Genomic DNA, 21,387 nt, shown 5'->3' on the forward strand with positions numbered 1-21,387 from the left:
ATAACAGTGCCATTGATTTTTTTTCCGTTCTTTGAAGTAGGTATTTAAACACGACATGAATGAAACTCTAAGCCAAATCATTGCAGCTGAGCTGCATACCCAACCTAAACAAGTATTTTCTGCCATCACACTGCTTGATGAAGGTAATACCGTCCCGTTTATTTCGCGTTATCGTAAAGAGGTTACCGGCGGGTTGGACGATACTCAGCTTCGCCAGCTTGAGAGCCGTTTAGGATACCTAAGAGAACTCAACGATCGTAAGCAAACCATTCTTAAATCAATTGACGAACAAGGTAAACTCACGCCTGAGCTCAGTAATGCGATTAATACCACTTTAAATAAAACTGAGCTTGAAGACCTTTATTTACCCTTCAAACCTAAGCGCCGTACCCGTGGCCAGATTGCCATTGAAGCTGGATTAGAGCCTTTAGCCGATACGCTTTGGAGTGACCCGAGTCAATCACCTGATACACTCGCCCAAACCTTTATTAATGCAGACAACGGTGTAGCAGATATCAAAGCGGCTTTAGATGGTGCAAGATACATTTTAATGGAGCGTTTCGCCGAAGATGCATCACTTTTAGCTAAAGTTCGTGACTATTTATGGAAAAATGCCCACTTAGTTTCTGTTGTTGCTGATGGCAAACAAACAGAAGGCGTTAAATTTAGCGATTATTTTAAGCATCAAGAACCCGTTTCCCAAGTTCCATCCCACCGCGCACTCGCCATGTTTCGTGGCCGAAATGAAGGAATTTTGCAGCTTTCGCTCAACTGTGACCCGCAATTTGAGGAGCCACCAAAAGAAAGTTACTGTGAAGAAATTATTACTCGCCACCTTGACCTACGTTTAAATAATGCCCCTGCTGACCAATGGCGTAAGGCCGTCGTGAGCTGGACATGGCGTGTTAAGGTGTTGCTGCATTTAGAAACTGAGATCATGAGTGTACTGCGTGAGAAAGCAGAAGAAGAAGCCATTAATGTCTTCGCCCGTAATCTCAATGACTTACTAATGGCAGCGCCTGCTGGTATGCGCGCAACAATGGGGCTAGATCCAGGTTTGCGTACAGGTGTTAAAGTTGCCGTTGTCGATGCAACCGGTAAAGTTATCGCGACAGATACAATTTATCCACATACTGGACAAGCAGCAAAATCAGCCACAATTGTGGCAGAGCTGTGTCAAAAACACCAAGTTGAGCTTGTTGCTATCGGTAACGGGACAGCATCAAGAGAAACCGAACGCTTCTTTGCTGAGGTACAAAATCAGTATCCGGGTGTCACTGCACAGAAAGTGATTGTCAGCGAAGCTGGCGCATCCGTTTACTCGGCATCAGAATTAGCGGCTTTAGAGTTTCCAAATCTTGATGTGACCTTACGTGGCGCAGTATCCATTGCCCGTCGCTTGCAAGACCCTCTCGCAGAACTGGTTAAAATCGATCCGAAATCAATTGGTGTAGGCCAATATCAGCATGATGTAAGCCAAACACAATTAGCGCGTAAGCTTGATGTAGTGGTTGAAGACTGCGTAAACTCAGTCGGTGTTGATCTTAATACCGCATCAGTTCCACTACTGACTCGCGTTGCAGGCTTGAGTAAAATGATCGCGCAAAATGTCGTGGATTGGCGTGATGAAAATGGCCAGTTTGCTGATAGAAAACAGCTGTTAAAAGTTGCGCGTCTTGGCCCCAAAGCGTTTGAACAATGCGCCGGTTTCTTGCGGATCACCAATGGGAACAATCCGTTGGATGCATCAACCGTCCACCCTGAAGCCTATCCTATCGTGGAAAAAATTCTGGAAGTCGTCCGCCAGCCACTAAAAGAAATCATGGGTAACTCACAAGTATTAAACGGCTTAAGCCCGCGTGAATTCACCACTGAGCAATTTGGTGTACCGACCGTGACTGACATTATTAAAGAACTTGAAAAACCAGGCCGTGACCCTCGCCCTGAATTTAAAACGGCCACCTTTGCCGATGGTGTCGAAACCATGAATGACCTTACTCCGGGAATGATCTTAGAAGGGACGGTAACTAACGTCACTAACTTCGGGGCATTTGTGGACATCGGCGTTCACCAAGATGGGCTGGTACACATCTCATCCCTATCCAATAGCTATGTTGAAGATCCGCATAAAGTCGTCAAGACAGGGGAAATCGTCAAAGTTAAAGTGGTCGATGTGGATATTCCACGTAAACGTATTGCACTGACAATGCGTTTAGACGAACAACCTGGGGACACAAATAGTGCGCCTCGCAATGCGAGTCCAGCTCAAGAAAAAAATACACGTAAAGCACCTGCGCCTAGAGGCCAATCTCGCCAAAACTCAGCATCATCCGGCAATAGCGCCATGAGTGATGCATTGGCGGCAGCACTCGGCAAAAAACGTTAAAAATCCATTAATCGGCTCCATAACATGATAGTTATGGGGTCGATTATTAATTAAGCGTTTAGTTTTCAATATATTCAATTACAAATTAAATTAATAAATCTCATCTTTTGTTTAAATCTAACTCCGTATATTTACTCACGCCTTAAACTCATCGTCGCCAACAAAACACTGTCAACTCAACGCTTCGTTGATCCATATCAAGCCAAATTGACGAAAAAAGAGGCTAAATATAACAAAAGGCAGATGATTATGATTATCATTGTTAATTAGATTAATTTTTGTTTTTCGTCGCATTTATCACGGAAGCATCTATTATTTTAATAATAATTATCAATATTGTTATTCATTAAAATTATTGGAAGGCAACATGGCTATACTTCCTCATTGCAGTTATAAAATACTTGGTTTCTCACCAGAGATAAGCCCCGCTTATAGACAAAAATTACTTTCCCTTGGCTTATTGCCGGGGTCCATATTTAAGGTGGTTCGTGTCGCACCTTTTGGTGACCCTGTTCAAATAGAAACCCATCGAGTCAGCTTAGTTTTACGTAAAAAAGATTTAGCATTATTGAATCTGGACGAAACACCAACTGCGTAAAAATAAGTCATCGGTCTCGATAAGATTCTTATTGTAACTATTGGCAAGACTCTCCACTGGCAAATACATTTATTGGCAAACACTATGAAACCACTCACTATCGGCCTAATCGGCAATCCCAACGCCGGTAAAACAACACTCTTTAATCAGCTTACCGGTTCGCGCCAACGGGTAGGTAACTGGGCAGGTGTCACTGTCGAACGAAAAGTTGGCCGCTTCCATACCGCGGATCATAAAATAGAGCTAGTTGATCTTCCTGGCACCTATTCACTGACCACCATTTCAGAACAAACCTCTCTTGATGAACAGATTGCCTGTTATTTCATTTTGAGCGGCGAAGCCGATATGCTAATTAACGTCGTTGATGCCTCTAACTTAGAGCGAAATCTCTACTTAACGCTGCAATTAGTTGAATTAGGCGTACCTTGTATTGTTGCGCTGAATATGTTGGATATTGCGCAAAGCCAACATATTGATATCGATATTGAAAAATTAGAGAAACAACTCGGATGCCCTGTTATTCCAATGGTATCCACCCGTGCAACTGGTATTGATAAGCTGAAAAAAGCTATCGATAGCCAACCACAAAATAACCTACAAGCATTAGTCCAATATCCCCCTCAATTATTAGATGCTGTCGATTCATTATCAGAACAAATTTCAGCACAACAATTTAGCCAACAACAACGCCGCTGGTTATCCTTACAAATATTAGAAGGCGATATCTATAGTCGTCAGCGAGCCAATATTTCAGAAACGCAGCTTGCCGATATTCGCTTACGCTTAAATGAACATCTACATGAAGAACCTGAATTATTAATTGCGGATGCACGTTATCAATCTATCGCCACAATTTGTAATGCTGCAATTAATAATAGCGCCGCTGAACCTAACAAACTCACTCAATCACTTGATAAATACATTCTGAATCGTTGGCTTGGTGTGCCCGTTTTCTTATTCGTGATGTACCTGATGTTTGTCTTAGCCATCAATATTGGTGGCGCATTACAACCTTTCTTTGAAGGTGCATCCGAGGCGATATTTATTCACGGTATTCAATGGACTGGCGCCTATTTTAACTTCCCTGAATGGCTAACCATTTTCCTCGCTCAAGGGGTCGGTGGTGGTATCAATACAGTTCTCCCATTAGTGCCGCAAATCGGGATGATGTACCTATTCTTATCGTTATTAGAAGATTCAGGTTATATGGCTCGTGCTGCTTTTGTGATGGATAGGCTCATGCAAGCACTGGGCTTACCGGGTAAATCTTTTGTGCCTTTGATTGTGGGATTTGGTTGTAACGTCCCATCAATTATGGGTGCCCGTACACTCGATGCTCCACGGGAAAGACTGATTACAGTATTAATGGCACCCTTTATGTCATGTGGTGCACGACTCGCTATTTTCGCTGTATTCGCTGCCGCTTTCTTTGGTAAAAATGGCGCCAGTATAGTTTTTTCTTTATACCTTCTCGGTATTGTGGTCGCTATTTTAACTGGGTTGTTATTAAAACATACGCTCATGCGCGGCGAAGCATCACCGTTTGTGATGGAGTTGCCGGTTTATCATGTCCCTCACCTCAAAACGTTATTGATTCAAACTTGGCAGCGTTTAAAAGGCTTTGTGATCCGCGCAGGTAAAGTCATCGTAGTTGCCAGTATTTTTATTGGCGCACTCAATAGCTTTTCATTTTCAGGTAAACCTGTTGATAGCATTAATGATTCAGCCCTTGCTTCCGTAAGTAAAGTGATTACTCCGGTTCTTCAACCCATTGGTGTTCACGCTGATAACTGGCAAGCAACGGTTGGGTTGATCACGGGTGCAATGGCGAAAGAAGTGGTGGTCGGTACCTTGAATACACTGTATACCGCAGAAGCGATTACTGCGGAACCTTTCGATGCAGCATCATTTAATTTACTCGAAGAATTAGAAGATGCCGTTTCTGAAACTTGGGATAGTTTAAAAAATACATTTACACTAAGCGCGCTATCCAACCCTATCGAAGCGAGTAAAGGGGATGGTGAAATGGAATCCGGTTCAATGGGCACCATGGCGGCTAAATTTGGCTCTGGTATTGCGGCTTATAGCTATCTGATTTTCGTCTTGCTGTATGTGCCTTGCGTGTCGGTGATGGGTGCGATTGCTCGCGAAACCAATAAAAGTTGGATGATGTTCTCTATTCTTTGGGGACTCAACGTTGCCTATAGCCTTTCAGCTTTATTCTATCAAATCGCAACATTTAGTGAGCATCCACAAAGTAGTTTAATTACCATTGCAGCCGTTGTTCTATTTAATATTGTGTTGTTTGTTCTCCTACGTCGTATGCGTAGTCGAGTAACCCTCAATCTGCAAACTAAAACAGCGAAACAGTGTTCTGATTGCTCAAGTAGTGCTTGTCACTAAAGGAAAATATGATGGTCAGCCTGCTTCAAGTGAGAGACTTAATTGCTTTATATGGGCAAGCTGACCTCGAATTACTCAGTGAACAATTGCATACTCCAGCCCCACTGATTAAAGCAATGGCGGAAAAATTAGTTAGTTTAGACAAAATAGAAAAGGTCGATGTCAGTGCATGTTTAACAGGGGTCAGCTGCAAAGGCTGCCCTGAGAGTCAAGATTGTGCACATTTTGTGTATAAAATTAAGTGATTCAAATTTTAGTTATCTACTCTACCAAACGACACTGAAAATCTAATAAATATTCACAGAACTCATCAGGATGGGAAATAAATGGTGCATGGGCACTATTACGCATCACGATAGAAGGAGAGTCTGGGTACATTTTATCTAATAACGTCGCGACCTTACGTGGTACTAAACCATCTAAGTAACCGTAAATGCGCAAAAAAGGCACATATAAATTTTTCAATTCATCTCGTAAATCTTCTGTGCGCAGTGATTCAAGACCTGCGTTTAACACCTCAACCGTTGGTATTGGTTGTTCCAAAACAACCGATTTTAGCAATCTAGCATCATTACGCGCACTTTCAGTGCCTAAAGTTTGCAAGGCTAAAAAACGTTCAACTGTACGATGAAAGTCAGCAGATAATTGATGCTCAAAACCAAGCAAGACCTCAGGTTTAATCCCCGGCCAGTCGCTTTCATTCGCCTTGAAACAAGGGGAAGATGCCACAGAAATTAGGCCTTTAATTTCTTGTTGATGATCCAGAGCTATGCGGCTAGTGACTAATCCACCTAATGACCATCCTAACCACATTGCATTTTTAGGCGCTAATTCCCACACCGTATCCGCCATTGACTGTACATTCATTGGTGCGAAATCATGACTACGACCATAACCCGGCAAGTCAACCAAATGAATGCGAAAATGGGAAGTGATTCGCGGAATTATCGTTTGCCAAACTTGCGCATTCAGTCCCCATCCATGTAGCAGCACAAGATCTTGTTTTCCTTCGCCGACGGTCTGCCAATATAGCGTTGTCATGGTTACACTCTCTTTTAATTCGGAATCAGCCAACTATATCTATGATAACAATATCTATGCTAACAATAGAAGGGAACTGTTGGCTATGCCAACAACCATTAAAATTACCATGTCAGGGCGTCTGTAGCTTTTGTTTAAAAAGTATCCCCTTAATGCCACAATGTTGCCCACGCTGTGCATTGCCTTATGAGCCTCATGATAAGCAATTATTAGCATGTGGACGTTGCTTAAAGCAACCTCCTGCATGGCAACAATTAATCACTGTTAGCCCTTACCAAGCGCCGTTAAGAAAACTCATTCATCGCTATAAATTTAATAAACAGCCTCAGTTATCCTTTGTTATTGCGAGAATTTTTTTACTTTTTTGGCTAATGGGCTATCGTCAAAATCAATGGAAAAAACCCGATTTGCTCGTCTCTATCCCAATGCATCCACATCGATTATGGCAACGTGGATTCGATCATATGGCACTAATTGGTGAAAAATTGTCCACATGGCTCAATATCCCTTATTCGGGAAATTCATTAACGCGCACTCGTGATACACTGGCTCAGATAACATTAGAACGGGAATACCGCCTAAGCAACCTAAAAGGTGCATTTACGCTAACCACTACAGTTTCAGGGTTACACATTGCTATCATCGATGATGTCATTACCACCGGTGCCACGATGAATACTGCCGCACAATTGCTGATTTGTGCTGGAGCGCATACTGTTGATGCGTGGTCCTTGTGTCGCACCTTGTAGGAAAGGGGTAAATGGGCGTATTATAACCAACGAAAGCAGTCAACTATTATTGAGCAAATGATTATGATTAATATTACAGAAGCAGCACAGGCTCATTTTGCCAAGTTGTTGGAAAATCAAGAGCCAAACACCCAGATCCGAGTATTTGTCATTAACCCAGGCACACCAACTGCTGAATGTGGCGTATCTTATTGCCCACCAGGTGCAGTTGAAGCGACTGATAAAGAACTCAAGTTCGAAAAAATCTCAGCCTATGTTGATGAAATTAGCGCACCATTTTTGGATGATGCTGAAATTGACTTCGTCACTGACCAACTAGGTTCACAACTAACGCTCAAAGCGCCTAACGCTAAAATGCGTAAAGTTTCTGACGATGCCTCATTAATTGAGCGCGTTGAATATGTTTTACAATCACAAATTAACCCTCAGTTAGCGGGTCATGGTGGTCGTGTTTCCCTAATGGAAATCACTGATGATGGTTTTGCTATCCTGCAATTTGGTGGTGGTTGTAATGGTTGCTCCATGGTCGATGTCACCTTAAAAGAAGGCATCGAAAAAGAGTTACTTAAAATGTTCGAAGGCGAGCTAAAAGGCGTTAAAGACTTGACCGAACATCAACGTGGCGACCACTCGTTCTACTAGATCCCAAAGACTAGATTTATTTTTATTTGGCACCCGAGCATGATTAACGGGTGCCAGCTTTCCTGTATTCGCAAGAGTTTGCCCTTACAATTCGGTATTTTATGGATCATTTTGAGATAATAACACCTGAACAGGCTCATCAGCACTGGTTAAACAAGACCGCTGTACTTGTGGATGTACGCGATCCACAAAGTTTTCGTGCTGGCCATGCAAGTGGCGCTTATCACCTAACCAATGAATCAATCACTGCGTTTTTAGAACAAACTGATTATGAACAGCCGGTTATGGTCATGTGTTACCACGGGCACAGTAGCCAAGGCGCTGCACAATACCTGATTAATATTGGTTTTGAATCTGTTTATAGTATCAGTGGCGGATTCGAAGCATGGTTAAGGGAATATCCACAAGCCGTTACGGCTCTCTAAACGAGAAATCGCATTCATGACCCATATCACTTCTTTTGCTAACCCAAGAATGGCGCAAGCATTCGTTGACTATATGGCTAGTCAAAATATTCATCTGCGAATACAGCCATCATCCGAACAGCAGCAACAGTTTGAACTTTGGTTAGACGATGAGCAGCATCTTTCACAAGTTCGCCATGAACTTGATGTATTTTTGCAAGATCCGAATCATCCCCGTTATCTCGCCGCAAGTTGGCAAACTGGCAATACGGATGCGCAATTCCAATATCGCAACTACCTCACCCTCCGTTATTTAAAAGAGCAATCAGGCCCATTAACGATAGCCATTATTCTGTTATCCGTTGTGGTTTATCTGTGGGTCGTCATGACCGATGCTCGGGAAGTTTTGCGCTATTTAGCTTGGCCTATAGGCGATCAACAAACTGAATTATGGCGTTGGTTTAGCCCTGCCGTTGTTCACTTTTCAATTTCACATATCGGTTTCAATCTTGCACTCTGGTGGTTTCTCGCCGGCCAAGTTGAACGCAAACTCGGTAGTGGTAAGCTGTTCACCATTTTATTAGTCTCTGCATTGTTTAGTAATTGGGGACAATCACTGTTTAGTGAAAATAACTTTGGCGGATTATCCGGTGTGGTTTATGCCCTTGTCAGCTACGTTTGGCTAACGGGTGAGCGCCGACCTGAATTGGGAATTGGTGTACCTCGTGGATTGATGATCTTCTCAATTGTCTGGCTCTTTTTCGGTTATTTCGATATTTTAGGTATGCATATTGCCAATGCCGCACATACTTCAGGGTTAATTATCGGCTTATTGATGGGAGTATGGGATAATAGGCACAGTTTTAAACACCAGAGCTCCAAATAAAATTATTTTAATAATTAGAGGCTAACGCTGTGAAACAAACCCAGAGACATGATGCAATTATTGAACTTGTGCGTCTTCAGGGATATGTCAGTACTGAAGAACTTGTCGAACATTTTGAGGTCAGCCCTCAAACAATTCGTCGAGACCTCAACGATCTCGCTGAACAGAATAAAATCCAACGACATCACGGTGGCGCAGCACTGCCCTCAAGCTCGGTGAATGCAGCTTATAATGACCGTAAAATCATGTGGTCAGACGAAAAAGCGCGAATTGCACAACATGTGGCTAGCCAAATTCCTGATGGTGCGACTTTATTTATTGATATCGGAACAACGCCCGAAGCGGTCGCCCATGCTTTAGTGAATCATAAAAATTTGCGAGTTGTGACCAACAACCTCAATGTCGCTACTCTATTGATGCAAAAAGAAGATTTTCGTTTAATTCTCGCGGGTGGCGAAGTCCGTTCACGAGATGGCGGTATTGTCGGTGAAGCAACCCTCGATTTTATCTCCCAATTCAGGCTCGATTACGGCATTCTAGGTATCAGTGGTATTGATATGGATGGCTCATTATTAGAGTTTGATTATCATGAAGTTCGCACCAAACGCGCCATTATTGAAAACTCGCGTTGCGTAATGTTAGTTACTGACCATTCAAAATTTGGCCGTAATGCCATGGTAAACCTCGGTAATATGAACCTAATTGATTATTTATTTACTGACCAACAACCACCTGACAGTATTCTCAAAGTGATTGAACAACATAACGTTCAGCTCGAACTGTGTTAAAAAATAGCCTTCCATGATGGTAGCCTCGCTGCCATCATTCCCCTCTATATTTTCGATCCCTAGATTTTATTTTCCTTTACTCATTAGCAAATTATTCATACACAAAATAATTCGTGTTACAGCTAGGCGGCAAACGAGGATATCCCAATGAGCGTACATTAGTACGTGATTTGGGTAGCCGAGTGCTGCCAACAACGCTGTGGCGCGAAATATGAAGTGTATCGACACAAAATAATTCACATTACAGCTAGGCGGCAAACGAGGATATCCCAATGAGCGTACATTAGTACGTGATTTGGGTAGCGGAGTGCTGCCAACAACGCTGTGGCGCGAAGAATGAAGTGTATCTGCACAAGGTATGAAGTGTATAAAACTTGTTACCTATATCACGCACTTGTTATATTTATATCGATTACTAGTTGGCATATTAATGAAATTTGACTACAATCAAATGAGCGAAAACGAACATATTTGAAAGTATTTCGAACATCTCAGGGGTATGCATGGAAACTAAAGACTTGATTGTAATTGGCGGCGGAATTAACGGCGCTGGTATTGCGGCTGATGCTGCAGGCCGTGGACTGTCAGTATTGCTGCTTGAAGCTCAAGACTTGGCGAGTGCAACCTCATCAGCGAGCTCAAAACTCATCCATGGTGGCTTACGTTACCTTGAACATTATGAGTTCAGGTTAGTCAGTGAAGCGCTTGCTGAGCGAGAAGTCCTATTACGGTTAGCACCGCACATTGCCTTCCCAATGCGCTTTCGCCTTCCTCACCAACCACACTTACGCCCTGCATGGATGATCCGTATTGGCTTATTCCTGTATGATCATTTGGGAAAACGCGTTAGCCTACCAAGCAGTAAGAGTTTGAAATTTAGCCAAAACTCCGTGCTTAAACCGGAGCTGGCGAAAGGTTTCGAATATTCAGATTGTTGGGTTGATGATGCGCGTTTAGTCGTGTTAAACGCTCAAGAAGTCGTTCGTAAACAAGGTGAGGTCCGCACTCGAACAAAAGTCACTCGTGCATATCGTGAAAATGGTTTGTGGATTGTGGAAGCACAAGACCTCCGCACTGGCGAAACCGAAACCTGGAAAGCCAAAGGCCTCGTGAATGCGACAGGACCTTGGGTAAAAGAATTCTTTGATGATGGTTTGAAATTAAAATCGCCTTATGGCATTCGCCTTATCAAAGGTAGCCATATTGTGGTGCGCCGCGCCCATGATGAGCCACAAGCTTATATCTTACAAAACGAAGATAATCGTATTGTGTTTGTCATTCCTTGGATGGATGAGTTTTCAATCATTGGAACCACCGATGTTGAATATAATGGCGATCCAAAAAATGTCAAAATTGATGAAAATGAAGTCAACTACCTGTTAAAAGTCTATAACGACCACTTTAAAAAACAGCTAGGTAAAGATGATATCGTGTGGGATTACTCTGGTGTTCGTCCGCTGTGTGATGATGAGTCTGATTCACCACAGGCAATCACTCGTGACTACACCTTAGATATTCATGATGAAAATGGTCAAGCACCACTGTTATCTGTCTTTGGTGGTAAATTAACCACTTATCGTAAGCTTGCTGAAGCGGCAGTCACTAAACTGGCAAGTTACTACCCAAATGCGGGCAGTCCTTGGACAAAAAACGGTCAGCTACCGGGTGGTGATATTGAAGGTTGTGACCGTGATGGTTATTCACGCCTGTTACGCCAACGCTACCAATGGCTTCCTGAAGGACTTGCCTTACGTTATGCAAGAACCTATGGCAGCAACAGCAAATTGATCCTTGAAGGTGCTAATTCACTTAGCGACCTTGGTGAAGCATTTGGCAATAACGTCTATGAAGCAGAATTACGTTATTTAGTGAAAAATGAATGGGTTGTTGAACTAGATGATGCTATTTGGCGTCGGACTAAATTGGGTATGTGGCTGAATGATGAAGAAAAACAGCGCATTACACAATGGTTAGCAAACACAGTGGTTAGCAGAACAAACTAAAACTGCTGAACTGGCGCAATAATCCAAACGTAAAAATAGAATCTCGTTGTTATAGTAAGTTGTAGATTGAAAGCAGTCTCGTTGTAAAATAAACGCCGGTCAGTGTTTGCTGACTGGCGCTTTATTTTTAGATACGGGCTGAGGTTGTACAAATTGATTTAGTTTGCTTATAATATGTACTCACATTTTTACACGTTGGCCTAATCACACTAACGTCAATTAGCAGGTATTCCTCACGATGAACTAAGCACTGCCAGAGAATATTTTCCAATACCGTTTTTCGGTATTCATTTTTCTGTTCCTGGCGGGCAATAGTTATCATCCTATCTTATTCGAAAGATAATCTTCGTTGTCTGCCCTCTATTTATTGGAGGTATCTATGACGGCTGCTTGTCACTTTTCACAACTCAATATCGAATTTAATCAAACTGCACTTTTTCCACCTTTAAGTGGCACTCTGTTTTGCCAAAAAAATGCCTTAGTCGGTAATAATGGTAAGGGGAAATCCGTGCTAATGCGTATGCTCGCCCAAATATTAACACCCACATCAGGTCACATTCACTGGAACATCCCATTCATTCACGTTGATCAACTGACTCGTCTAACAGGCAACACGCTTATCGATGCCTTAGGGATTAGTGAACTTTATCAAGCATTTGCTCGCATTAATGCGGGTAATGGCACATTAGTCGATTTTGAATTAGTTGAAGATAAATGGCATTACCCTGCAACATGGCAAAGCCTGCTCGATTCCGCAAATCTGCCTATCTCGATGGAAACACCTATTGCGTATCTCAGTGGAGGAGAGCGTACTCGCCTTGCGCTTTGCCGCGCTTTTTTGCATCCCAATCATTTTTTATTACTCGATGAGCCAGATAACCACCTCGATACGGAAGGTCGCCAATGGTTAAGTGAAAAACTGGCACAACACACCGCAGGAAGTTTGGTTATTACTCACAACCGAACACTATTAGCCCATATGCAGAATATTCTAGAGCTCACTGACAAGGGTCTGCATGAATATGGTGGAAATTATGCCCTGTATGATGAGCAACGAAAATTTGAACTAGCCGCTATTGAAGCCGAATCGGAGAGGCTTGATAAGCATATTCGTCATGAGAAGCAGCAACAACAAGCCACATTACAAAAAGCAGCTCAACGGCGTAAGCAAGGTGAAAAAGTACGCTCAAGTGGATCGCAGTCCTTGTTATTACTGGATATGAAAAAAAATAGAGCAGAGAAAAGGCAATCGAACGTTGCTGAGCGACACCAGCGCGTTATTGGCGATTTACACGATCAGTTACAACAAAGCCAAGATAAAATCATTCATACCAAACCCCAAAAAATGTATTTAAAATATCAAGGTGATGGTCGTAAAGTCACTGTATTTGCTGCTGATTTACACTTACCTTACGGTTATCAAGCTCCTCTATCGTTTACTGCATACAGTAGTGAGCATTGGCATATAAAGGGGCACAACGGTAGTGGAAAATCGACCTTACTTAAAATACTTGCGGGTCATATCCAAGCGCTATCAGGAGAGTATCGTATCAGTGGTGAGTTTTGCTATTTAGACCAACACTTAAATCTATTAGATAAGTCGTTGCCCGTCGCCGAAGCATTACACCACTATCAACCTGCTTTTACTGTTGAGCAATGGCGCACACAACTTGGGATGTTACGTATTCGAGGGGATAAATCATTACAACCATTACATCTGCTCAGTGGTGGGGAGCAACTTAAAACCACCTTACTAGCTTTAACTCATAGTCCCACCCCACCCGCAGTGCTATTACTTGATGAGCCCGATAATCACTTAGATTTAGATTCAAAACAATTACTTGAAAATTTATTGAATGAATATCAAGGCACTTTATTTTTAGTTTCTCATGATAATGTATTTATTGAGCAATGTAATATCACCCATGAATTAAATCTCTCTAATCAATAAACAAACAAGGCTGCCCTATGGCAGCCTATTTCTAACGAATAAAGGTATTTTTCACACGACTGGAAACCAAAAAGTAAGGGATCCAAATGACACAATAAAAACCACTATTAACCGCAGTGATTAAATTTGAATAATTAATCTCTAGGCCAAAATAATTAGGGAAAACAAAACGAGCCCCAATAATCACCACCAGATAAATAATCATTGAAATGATAAACAAGAGCTTAGCGCTTTTTTTCCATTTAATTGCTGCGATAAAAGTCCATAACAGCAAAGCAATTAATAGGCCATAGCCCATTTGTAATAAATAAAATGCAGATGCAAAACCCGAAACATAAAAATCAGAATCTATTTGAGTCGCTAATGGCCAAGCAATTTTTACTTGGCTAATCTCTTGTAGCATCATGCTGATAGCTTTATAGAACATATAAAATAGCCCTATAAGCGGTAAAATAAGCCATCCACCAATGCCTTGAACAGGTACTTTTTGCACATGTTGAGCGGTAACATGAGAAACCTGTTGTTCCCCCTGAGATAACTGACGGGTTTCCATTCTAATAACCTTCTATTTACCTTGTATCTTTTCTTCAATAAATGCTTTAAGCACTTTCGCCTGATTATGTTGCGTATCTTTTGCACTATATAATAAGGTTAAATGACCTTGCTTTGCCTTTTCGACTAACGGCTGCCAAGCGGATTCATTATTATTGAGCTCTTGGCGATATTGCGTAATAAATTGTTCAAATTGATCTGTATTTTGATGAAACCATTTTCGCAATTCATTGGAGGGAGCAACAGCTTTATTCCACTCATCACACTGTAAATCCGTCTTTTTAATTCCTCTTGGCCATAATCTATCAATTAACACCCGATAACCATCTTCAATAGAGGTGGCGTCATAAACTCTTTTACAATAAATCATCAACTTACCTCTTATTATCGTGAGTTAGACCATGACTTAGTTTACAAACGTATTTTTAACTCTCACGGAAAGTAAAAAATAGGGGATCCAAATCGCACAACTGACAAGGACTCGACTAATATCTTTAATATCTGAAGGTTCAAATTCTAAATCAAGCAATGTCATTGCTAACACAATATCTGAGACAACTAGCACCAAAGAAAATAACTGGAAGAAAATATAAACTTTAATCGCTATTTTTTTCTTGGTAAAAAATACATAACATAAAAACAAGAGTACGGAATAAAGAATCGAGTTACCTAAGATTTCGAAGTAAATTAATTCTTTGAATAAAGGAATAAATGAATCTGATAGCGGATTAGTTAATGCATCCCAATATTCAATCACTTCAATATTTTGAGCATAAATCGTCGCGGGCAAAACAAAAATAGATAAAATAATGCCCAACATTGGCAAGATAAGCCATCCACCAAAACCCGTTAACTCATTTTTTATTTTTGGCGCAGGGGCAGTTGGCGTGGCAGGAGGTATCGCGTCGAAAGACTGCTGTGGTATTTTATCTTGAGATGGCTCATGATTGTTCATCTAAACATCCTTGAATTGTATCATACTCATACTTTCGCTTTATTCTGAACTAAGCACTTTTATAGGCTCCAACTATCACCGCAAATCTGTCATGATTGTTTTATCAGACTAACTATATTGCTTCTTTTCCTCATTCAAATACAACTATATTAAGCACAATATCATATTTGAATGGTAAATTATGAGTAACCAAATGCGCTTCTTAATAATAAAGAAAAGTCCTATAAGGTGATGACCATGCCAACGCTATTACTGCCAGAGCACTTTCGCTGCGATGATTTTTTTGCATTTCATTTAAGAGATCAACAAAACATTGCGGAAATTGTTGAGAATAAACAGTTACGTAAAGGCATTATTTGGCATAACAACCCTGCGCAAATAAACCTTCGTATCGATAACCAGCAAGCTATCATTTCACTCGATATCGACTCATCCAAACTTGGCTCATCAAAAAACACATCAGATGAAGAGCAAATCGTGGCTCTTGGAAAAAATTTGTTAGGTCTTCATCAAGGAGTAGAACAATTTGAAGAATGTTATTTAACTGACCCTCGGTTGGGGAAACTGATTAAAAACCAGCGAGGTTTACGGATTTATCAATCTGCCAGCCCATTTGAAGCCCTCGTTTGGGCCATTATCGGTCAACAAATCAGCGTTCATGCCGCAATTGCCATTCGCCGCCGGTTTATTCAGGCTGTCGGAATGCAGCACTCATCAGGCATCTGGTGTTTTCCGAACGAGCAACAAGTCAACCAAGTCGATGATGATACTCTTCGCCAAACCGGCTTTTCTACCGGCAAAATTGTCGCTTTGCGGGCACTATGTGATGCAATCAAAAACCAACAACTTGATTTATCTGTACAAATAACCTCATCCAATATTGCCCATCTCACGGAGCAGTTATTAAGTATAAAAGGTATTGGACCATGGACAGTGAGCTACGCCTTACTTCGGGGCTTTAATTATCTCGATGGTTCTTTACATGGCGATGTAGCAGTGCGACGTAATTTGCAAATATTACTAACACAAGATGAACAACCTAACGCCAAAGAAACTGAAAAATGGTTAGCACAATATTCCCCATGGCGAGCCTTAGTGGCAGCACATTTATGGCGCAGTCAGTCGGCCGCGGGTTATTAGTGATAGAAATGAGAAAGAAGAGAAACTGGGCAAAAAAAGTTTGTTTTGTGGCACAGAACGGTTGAGTATGCCTGAGATGAGAACATGAGGATTGAGTTTACTGAGGGGCTAAAACGATAAAAGCCCTGACGTTAATACGTTCAGGGCTTTTAAGATACTGCCAACTTAATTTTTAACATTAATGACTACTAGTTTAGTGTTACTTTGATACTACGTTTAAAATGTACAAATTTATTACGATATGGTGACTAACTGACTCCATATAATATTTGTTTATAAAACTGTTATCTCATCAAGACAAGAGTAACAGATAAACAGTACACTCTCCCACGCGATATATACTATTGATGCGTTGCCTTACTCCCCGTTGCTGACCATTGCAGCCGCAACCAAAAAGCACTATCCAAGCCTTACATCATCGCGTTTACACTCTTTAGCGATAGCAATGTGCTATCGCTGAACTGCTTGTCACAGCGTGTTTCTGTGCTGTTGATACTTAATCTACATGTTTTAAATTATATGTCAATACTGTATTTATTTACATATATTATTCATTGAAATAATGGGTTCAAAAGACCAAGAAAATCAGCAATACCGTCTCTGAAAAATAAAATATCGTGGCGTAATGAATGAAATTATTATTAAAAATACCCCAAATAAAAACCCCATTCAACCTAGCGAATTCACACTATATTGAATGAGGTTTTAAAAATTCACCACATCAATGAATTAGCGCAGCCAGTTAGTTTTAACCAGTTGAACAACTTCATCGCCACGGCCACTCATAATTGCTTTCATCATATATAAACTAAAGCCTTTGGCTTCTTGCGCCTCAATTTCTGGCGGCATTGATAGCTCTTGTTTTGCTGTCAACACATCGACAATAACCGGACCATCATGAGCAAAAGCTTCTTTTAATGCACCGTCAAGATCTTCACTTTTCTCAACTCGGATACCTTTAATACCCGCAGCATTGGCAATCGCAGCAAAATTAGGATTATGTAAATCAGTGCCAGCCGTTAAGAAACCTGCAACTTTCATTTCCATTGCCACAAAGCCCAAAACACCATTGTTATGGATGATAATTTTGACTGGAAGCTGCATTTGCGTCAGGGAAATAAAATCCCCCATCAACATACTGAAACCACCATCACCACACATGGCGATAACTTGACGATTTTTATCAACAGATTGTGCGCCCAATGCTTGTGGCATCGCATTTGCCATTGAACCGTGATTAAAAGAGCCTATCAGGCGGCGTTTACCGTTCATTTTTAAATAGCGCGCAGCCCATACAGTTGGTGTGCCAACATCACAAGTAAAAATGGCATCGTCATTTGCCAACTCACTAATTTTAGTCGCTAGATATTGTGGGTGAATAAGACCTTCATGTCCCGGCTTCGCTAAATCATCTAGCCCTTTACGCGCTTCGGCGTAATGTTTCAATGCACCATCTAAATGTTTTTGATCTTGCTTAGCCTGCAAATGTGGTTGTAATGCAGTAAGCGTTGATTTGATATCGCCAATAAGCCCCATATCAATATGACAATGAGAACCTAGGCTACCTGCATTAATATCTATCTGAATAATTTTTGCATCTGTTGGGTAGAACGGGCGATAAGGAAATTGGGTACCTAATAATACCACGGTATCCGCATTCATCATTGCATGGTAGCCCGAAGAAAAGCCGATTAACCCAGTCATACCAACGCTATACGGATTATCCCACTCAATATGTTCTTTACCGCGCAGGGCGTGAACTACAGGTGCTTTTAGAGTTTCAGCCAATTTAACCACTTCATCGTGAGCACCAGCACAACCGTTACCACAAAATAACGTGATATTTTTAGATTGATTCAAGGCTTCGGCCAATTTTTCAATCTCAGTACGTTGTGGCATGATCAACGGAGCTTGTGGCTGATACCACGTATCTTTAGCGGTTTCTGGTGCATCTTTCAACGCAATATCCCCAGGGATCACAACAACAGATACCCCTTTATTAAGGATAGCTTTGCGCATTGCAATGCCTAAGACCTGTTGAATTTGCTCTGGATTAGTGACCATCTCACAGTAATGACTGCATTCACGGAAGAGTTCTGTCGGATGTGTTTCTTGGAAATAATTACTACCAATTTCACTTGAAGGAATATGAGCTGCGATAGCTAATACAGGCACTCGATTACGATGGCAATCATATAATCCATTAATAAGATGCATATTACCTGGACCACAAGAACCTGCACAAACCGCTAAGTTCCCTGTTAGCTGAGCCTCTGCCCCTGCGGCAAATGCAGCGACTTCTTCATGACGAGTTCCTAGCCATTCAATAGCACCTTGACGGCGCAAGCTATCTGTTAAACCGTTTAATGAATCTCCAGTAACGCCCCAGATACGTTCAACACCTGCATTATCAAGAACTTTAGCAATGTAGGATGCAATACTCTGTTTTTTCATAATGGCACTCTTTTTAAGTCAGATAATTAGGTTATTTGCAGATATTCTTCATATGCTGCAATACTCACTCATTCTCAAATGCTTGGGCAATAATTGAATTGATTGTAGCTAAAGAAATAGTCTATTCCTACCGACTAAATTAAATATAAAACAGAACAATACAATAACCTGTTAATATCAAAAGAAGAACTAAGTATCAGCATAAATATGGATTGTATTTGTCACATAAAGAAATCATCAGATTTAGACTATCGCAAAAAATTTATTATCAACTTAGTGAAAATTAATATTACGTTGCTGTTTTACTAATCAAATTTATTTTTACACATAAAAAATCTATCGATATTACCAATGATTAACAACCCTATTTAAGCTAATTTCATTAAAACATGCGGTAATTACCAATTGATTTTAAATTAGTAATTTTCACTTTAAAATCATGCAAATAAAACAAAACAATCCATTAAATCTAGCTTTCAGGCAAAACCCAGCATTTACATTCAATATAAGGTGGTGGCAATGGATTAAAATCACGTTATTTTACAATATTTCGAAATTATTGTATGATAGAAACCATGTTAAGCTATTAGATGGTGACTTTTTTGCTTCATTTACAACAATCTTCACAGCCATGTTCTTTGTCATTAAATCAACTTCAATATTATTCTCATGATTTTTTTTCGCTATATTCCTGCCTACGGTAACCTAATCAAAAAATAGCTGATACAAATCAATAAAATCAGCAAAATATCATTTTCACTTTCAAATAATGTTTAAATAATTTATGTATTGTTCATATAACGACTATTCTAAATATTAAGCACTTGCTCTTTATCCAAAAAACTCAGATGTGAAAAACCTACATTTTGAATGTCGTTTAAAAAGTTCTTAATATTCAGATAACAGGATGGCTCCATGAAATTTAGAAAAAAAAGAGAAAAACCGTTAAATATTAATGATATTACTATCATTGATGACGGTAAATTAAAAAAAGCAATCACCGCTGCTTCGCTGGGTAATGCGATGGAATGGTTTGACTTTGGTGTATATGGCTTTCTAGCCTATGTATTAGGTCAAGTGTTCTTTCCGGACGCATCACCGAGCGTTCAGATGATTGCCGCATTAGCTACTTTTTCAGTACCTTTTTTAGTTAGGCCACTCGGAGGACTTGTATTTGGTGTCCTAGGTGATAAATATGGTCGACAAAAAGTATTGTCGATGACCATTATCATTATGGCAATCAGTACCTTTTGTATAGGGTTAATTCCTTCATATAACAGCATCGGTATCTGGGCACCGATACTATTACTTATTGCTAAACTGGCTCAAGGGTTCTCAGTCGGTGGCGAGTATTCAGGTGCCGCTATCTTCGTTGCAGAGTATTCACCCGACCGTAAACGTGGCTTTATGGGAAGCTGGTTAGATTTCGGTTCAATTGCCGGTTTTGTACTAGGTGCAGGTGTCGTAGTACTGATTTCAAGTATTCTAGGGGAAGAAAGTTTTCACGATTGGGGCTGGAGAATTCCATTTTTCTTAGCACTTCCTTTAGGGATTATTGGTCTTTATTTACGTCATTCTCTTGAAGAAACCCCCGCATTCCAACAACATATTGAAGCGTTAGAAAAACAAGATAAAGCCAATATTCAAAACCCACCGAAAGTTTCTTTCCGTGAAGTGGCGACTAAATATTGGAAAAGTTTGATGATTTGTGTCGGCTTAGTGATCGCAACTAATGTAACTTATTATATGTTGCTGACTTATATGCCAAGTTATTTATCACATAACCTGAATTACTCAACCGACCATGGTGTGCTAATTATTATTGCCATTATGATGGGTATGTTATTTGTTCAGCCATTGATTGGGTTGATGAGTGACAGAATAGGTCGTCGTCCTTTTGTCATCGCAGGTAGTGTAGGTCTTATTTTCTTAGCCTATCCGGCCTTTATGTTGATCAACAGTGGTTCTGTCGGCTTAATTTTTGTTGGTTTATTAATTCTAGCTGTATTATTAAATTGTTTTACGGGTGTAATGGCATCAATTTTACCCGCTATTTTTCCAACCCATATTCGTTACAGTGCTTTAGCAATCGCCTTTAATATTTCAGTATTAATTGCAGGTGCAACACCAACAGCAGCAGCATGGTTAGTCGAATCAACCCATGATCTGTATATGCCAGCCTATTATCTGATGGTGATCGCCGCTATCGGTTTGCTAACCGGTATTAAAATGCCAGAAACTGCAAATAAACCATTAAGAGGTGCGACTCCTGCGGCTTCTGATAAAGCAGAAGCAAAAGAGATCTTATCTGAGCACTTTGACAACATTGAACAAAAAGTTGAAGATATTGAAAAAGAAATTGCTGAACTTGAGAAAAAACGTCAATCTTTGATCAATCAGCACCCTAAATTGGATTAACCTTTTCAAAGGCAAAG

At 40.7% G+C, this 21,387-nt stretch carries 18 protein-coding genes; 13 read left to right on the forward strand and 5 right to left on the reverse strand.

Annotated elements, in window-relative coordinates; all coding sequences use genetic code 11:
* Positions 1-55: 55 nt before the first annotated feature.
* The 4 genes from AAZR93_RS15465 (at position 56) to AAZR93_RS15480 (ending at position 5,632) form a co-directional block, all read left to right on the forward strand.
* Positions 56-2,386: a Tex family protein gene (locus tag AAZR93_RS15465; RefSeq protein ID WP_434720319.1), complete on the forward strand. Its 2,331-nt coding sequence runs from the start codon at positions 56-58 to the stop codon at positions 2,384-2,386.
* 367 nt (positions 2,387-2,753) lie between these two features.
* Positions 2,754-2,984 (forward strand): ferrous iron transporter A, encoded by a 231-nt coding sequence (gene feoA / locus AAZR93_RS15470; protein ID WP_294107098.1) that lies wholly within the window; start codon positions 2,754-2,756, stop codon positions 2,982-2,984.
* Positions 2,985-3,068: 84 nt separating this feature from the next.
* Positions 3,069-5,387, forward strand: a complete 2,319-nt coding sequence (gene feoB / locus AAZR93_RS15475; protein ID WP_294107097.1) for a Fe(2+) transporter permease subunit FeoB — start codon at positions 3,069-3,071, stop codon at positions 5,385-5,387.
* An 11-nt stretch (positions 5,388-5,398) separates the two neighbouring features.
* Positions 5,399-5,632, forward strand: coding sequence for a FeoC-like transcriptional regulator (locus AAZR93_RS15480; RefSeq protein ID WP_336430711.1), 234 nt, complete (start codon positions 5,399-5,401; stop codon positions 5,630-5,632).
* 16 nt (positions 5,633-5,648) lie between these two features.
* Here AAZR93_RS15480 and bioH read toward each other — a convergent pair whose 3' ends face one another.
* Complete coding sequence (gene bioH, locus AAZR93_RS15485; RefSeq protein ID WP_434720320.1) at positions 5,649-6,428, reverse strand: pimeloyl-ACP methyl ester esterase BioH; 780 nt, start codon at positions 6,426-6,428, stop codon at positions 5,649-5,651.
* Positions 6,429-6,484: 56 nt separating this feature from the next.
* Here bioH and AAZR93_RS15490 point away from each other — a divergent pair, with 56 nt between their 5' ends.
* The 7 genes from AAZR93_RS15490 to AAZR93_RS15520 all read left to right on the forward strand — a co-directional run bounded on the left by AAZR93_RS15490 (position 6,485) and on the right by AAZR93_RS15520 (position 13,851).
* Positions 6,485-7,177, forward strand: a complete 693-nt coding sequence (locus AAZR93_RS15490) for a DNA utilization protein GntX (RefSeq protein ID WP_434720321.1) — start codon at positions 6,485-6,487, stop codon at positions 7,175-7,177.
* Between the two features lie 63 nt (positions 7,178-7,240).
* Positions 7,241-7,819, forward strand: a complete 579-nt coding sequence (gene nfuA, locus AAZR93_RS15495) for a Fe-S biogenesis protein NfuA (protein ID WP_294107094.1) — start codon at positions 7,241-7,243, stop codon at positions 7,817-7,819.
* A gap of 101 nt (positions 7,820-7,920) precedes the next feature.
* On the forward strand, positions 7,921-8,244 hold the full coding sequence (gene glpE, locus AAZR93_RS15500) for a thiosulfate sulfurtransferase GlpE (protein WP_434720322.1): 324 nt from the start codon (positions 7,921-7,923) through the stop codon (positions 8,242-8,244).
* Between the two features lie 16 nt (positions 8,245-8,260).
* Positions 8,261-9,109 carry a rhomboid family intramembrane serine protease GlpG gene (glpG, locus tag AAZR93_RS15505; RefSeq protein WP_434720323.1) on the forward strand — a complete coding sequence of 283 codons (849 nt, stop codon included), beginning with the start codon at positions 8,261-8,263 and terminating at the stop codon, positions 9,107-9,109.
* Between the two features lie 29 nt (positions 9,110-9,138).
* Entirely contained in the window at positions 9,139-9,897 is a 759-nt protein-coding gene (locus AAZR93_RS15510) for a DeoR/GlpR family transcriptional regulator (protein WP_294107091.1), read from the forward strand.
* 503 nt (positions 9,898-10,400) lie between these two features.
* Positions 10,401-11,900, forward strand: a complete 1,500-nt coding sequence (gene glpD / locus AAZR93_RS15515; protein ID WP_434720324.1) for a glycerol-3-phosphate dehydrogenase — start codon at positions 10,401-10,403, stop codon at positions 11,898-11,900.
* Positions 11,901-12,279: 379 nt separating this feature from the next.
* Positions 12,280-13,851, forward strand: coding sequence for an ATP-binding cassette domain-containing protein (locus AAZR93_RS15520; protein WP_434720325.1), 1,572 nt, complete (start codon positions 12,280-12,282; stop codon positions 13,849-13,851).
* A gap of 31 nt (positions 13,852-13,882) precedes the next feature.
* On the opposite strand, the gene AAZR93_RS15525 is transcribed toward AAZR93_RS15520, so the two are convergent.
* Genes AAZR93_RS15525 through AAZR93_RS15535 form a run of 3 tightly spaced genes read right to left on the reverse strand, consistent with a single transcriptional unit; the run spans position 13,883 to position 15,358 of the window.
* Entirely contained in the window at positions 13,883-14,404 is a 522-nt protein-coding gene (locus AAZR93_RS15525; RefSeq protein ID WP_294107088.1) for a DUF2569 family protein, read from the reverse strand.
* A gap of 12 nt (positions 14,405-14,416) precedes the next feature.
* Positions 14,417-14,773: a DUF488 domain-containing protein gene (locus AAZR93_RS15530; RefSeq protein ID WP_434720326.1), complete on the reverse strand. Its 357-nt coding sequence runs from the start codon at positions 14,771-14,773 to the stop codon at positions 14,417-14,419.
* Between the two features lie 36 nt (positions 14,774-14,809).
* The gene (locus AAZR93_RS15535; RefSeq protein WP_434720327.1) at positions 14,810-15,358 is read right to left on the reverse strand and encodes a DUF2569 domain-containing protein; all 549 of its coding nucleotides are present in this window, start codon (positions 15,356-15,358) and stop codon (positions 14,810-14,812) included.
* A 237-nt stretch (positions 15,359-15,595) separates the two neighbouring features.
* Here AAZR93_RS15535 and AAZR93_RS15540 point away from each other — a divergent pair, with 237 nt between their 5' ends.
* Positions 15,596-16,498 (forward strand): DNA-3-methyladenine glycosylase family protein, encoded by a 903-nt coding sequence (locus AAZR93_RS15540; protein WP_434720328.1) that lies wholly within the window; start codon positions 15,596-15,598, stop codon positions 16,496-16,498.
* A 729-nt stretch (positions 16,499-17,227) separates the two neighbouring features.
* On the opposite strand, the gene poxB is transcribed toward AAZR93_RS15540, so the two are convergent.
* On the reverse strand, positions 17,228-18,952 hold the full coding sequence (gene poxB, locus AAZR93_RS15545; RefSeq protein WP_434720329.1) for a ubiquinone-dependent pyruvate dehydrogenase: 1,725 nt from the start codon (positions 18,950-18,952) through the stop codon (positions 17,228-17,230).
* Between the two features lie 915 nt (positions 18,953-19,867).
* Here poxB and proP point away from each other — a divergent pair.
* Positions 19,868-21,370: a glycine betaine/L-proline transporter ProP gene (gene proP / locus AAZR93_RS15550; RefSeq protein ID WP_294107083.1), complete on the forward strand. Its 1,503-nt coding sequence runs from the start codon at positions 19,868-19,870 to the stop codon at positions 21,368-21,370.
* Positions 21,371-21,387: the final 17 nt, after the last annotated feature.

Origin of the sequence: Providencia sp. Je.9.19 (genome assembly GCF_051129765.1) — a bacterium.
Classification (GTDB): Bacteria; Pseudomonadota; Gammaproteobacteria; order Enterobacterales; family Enterobacteriaceae; genus Providencia.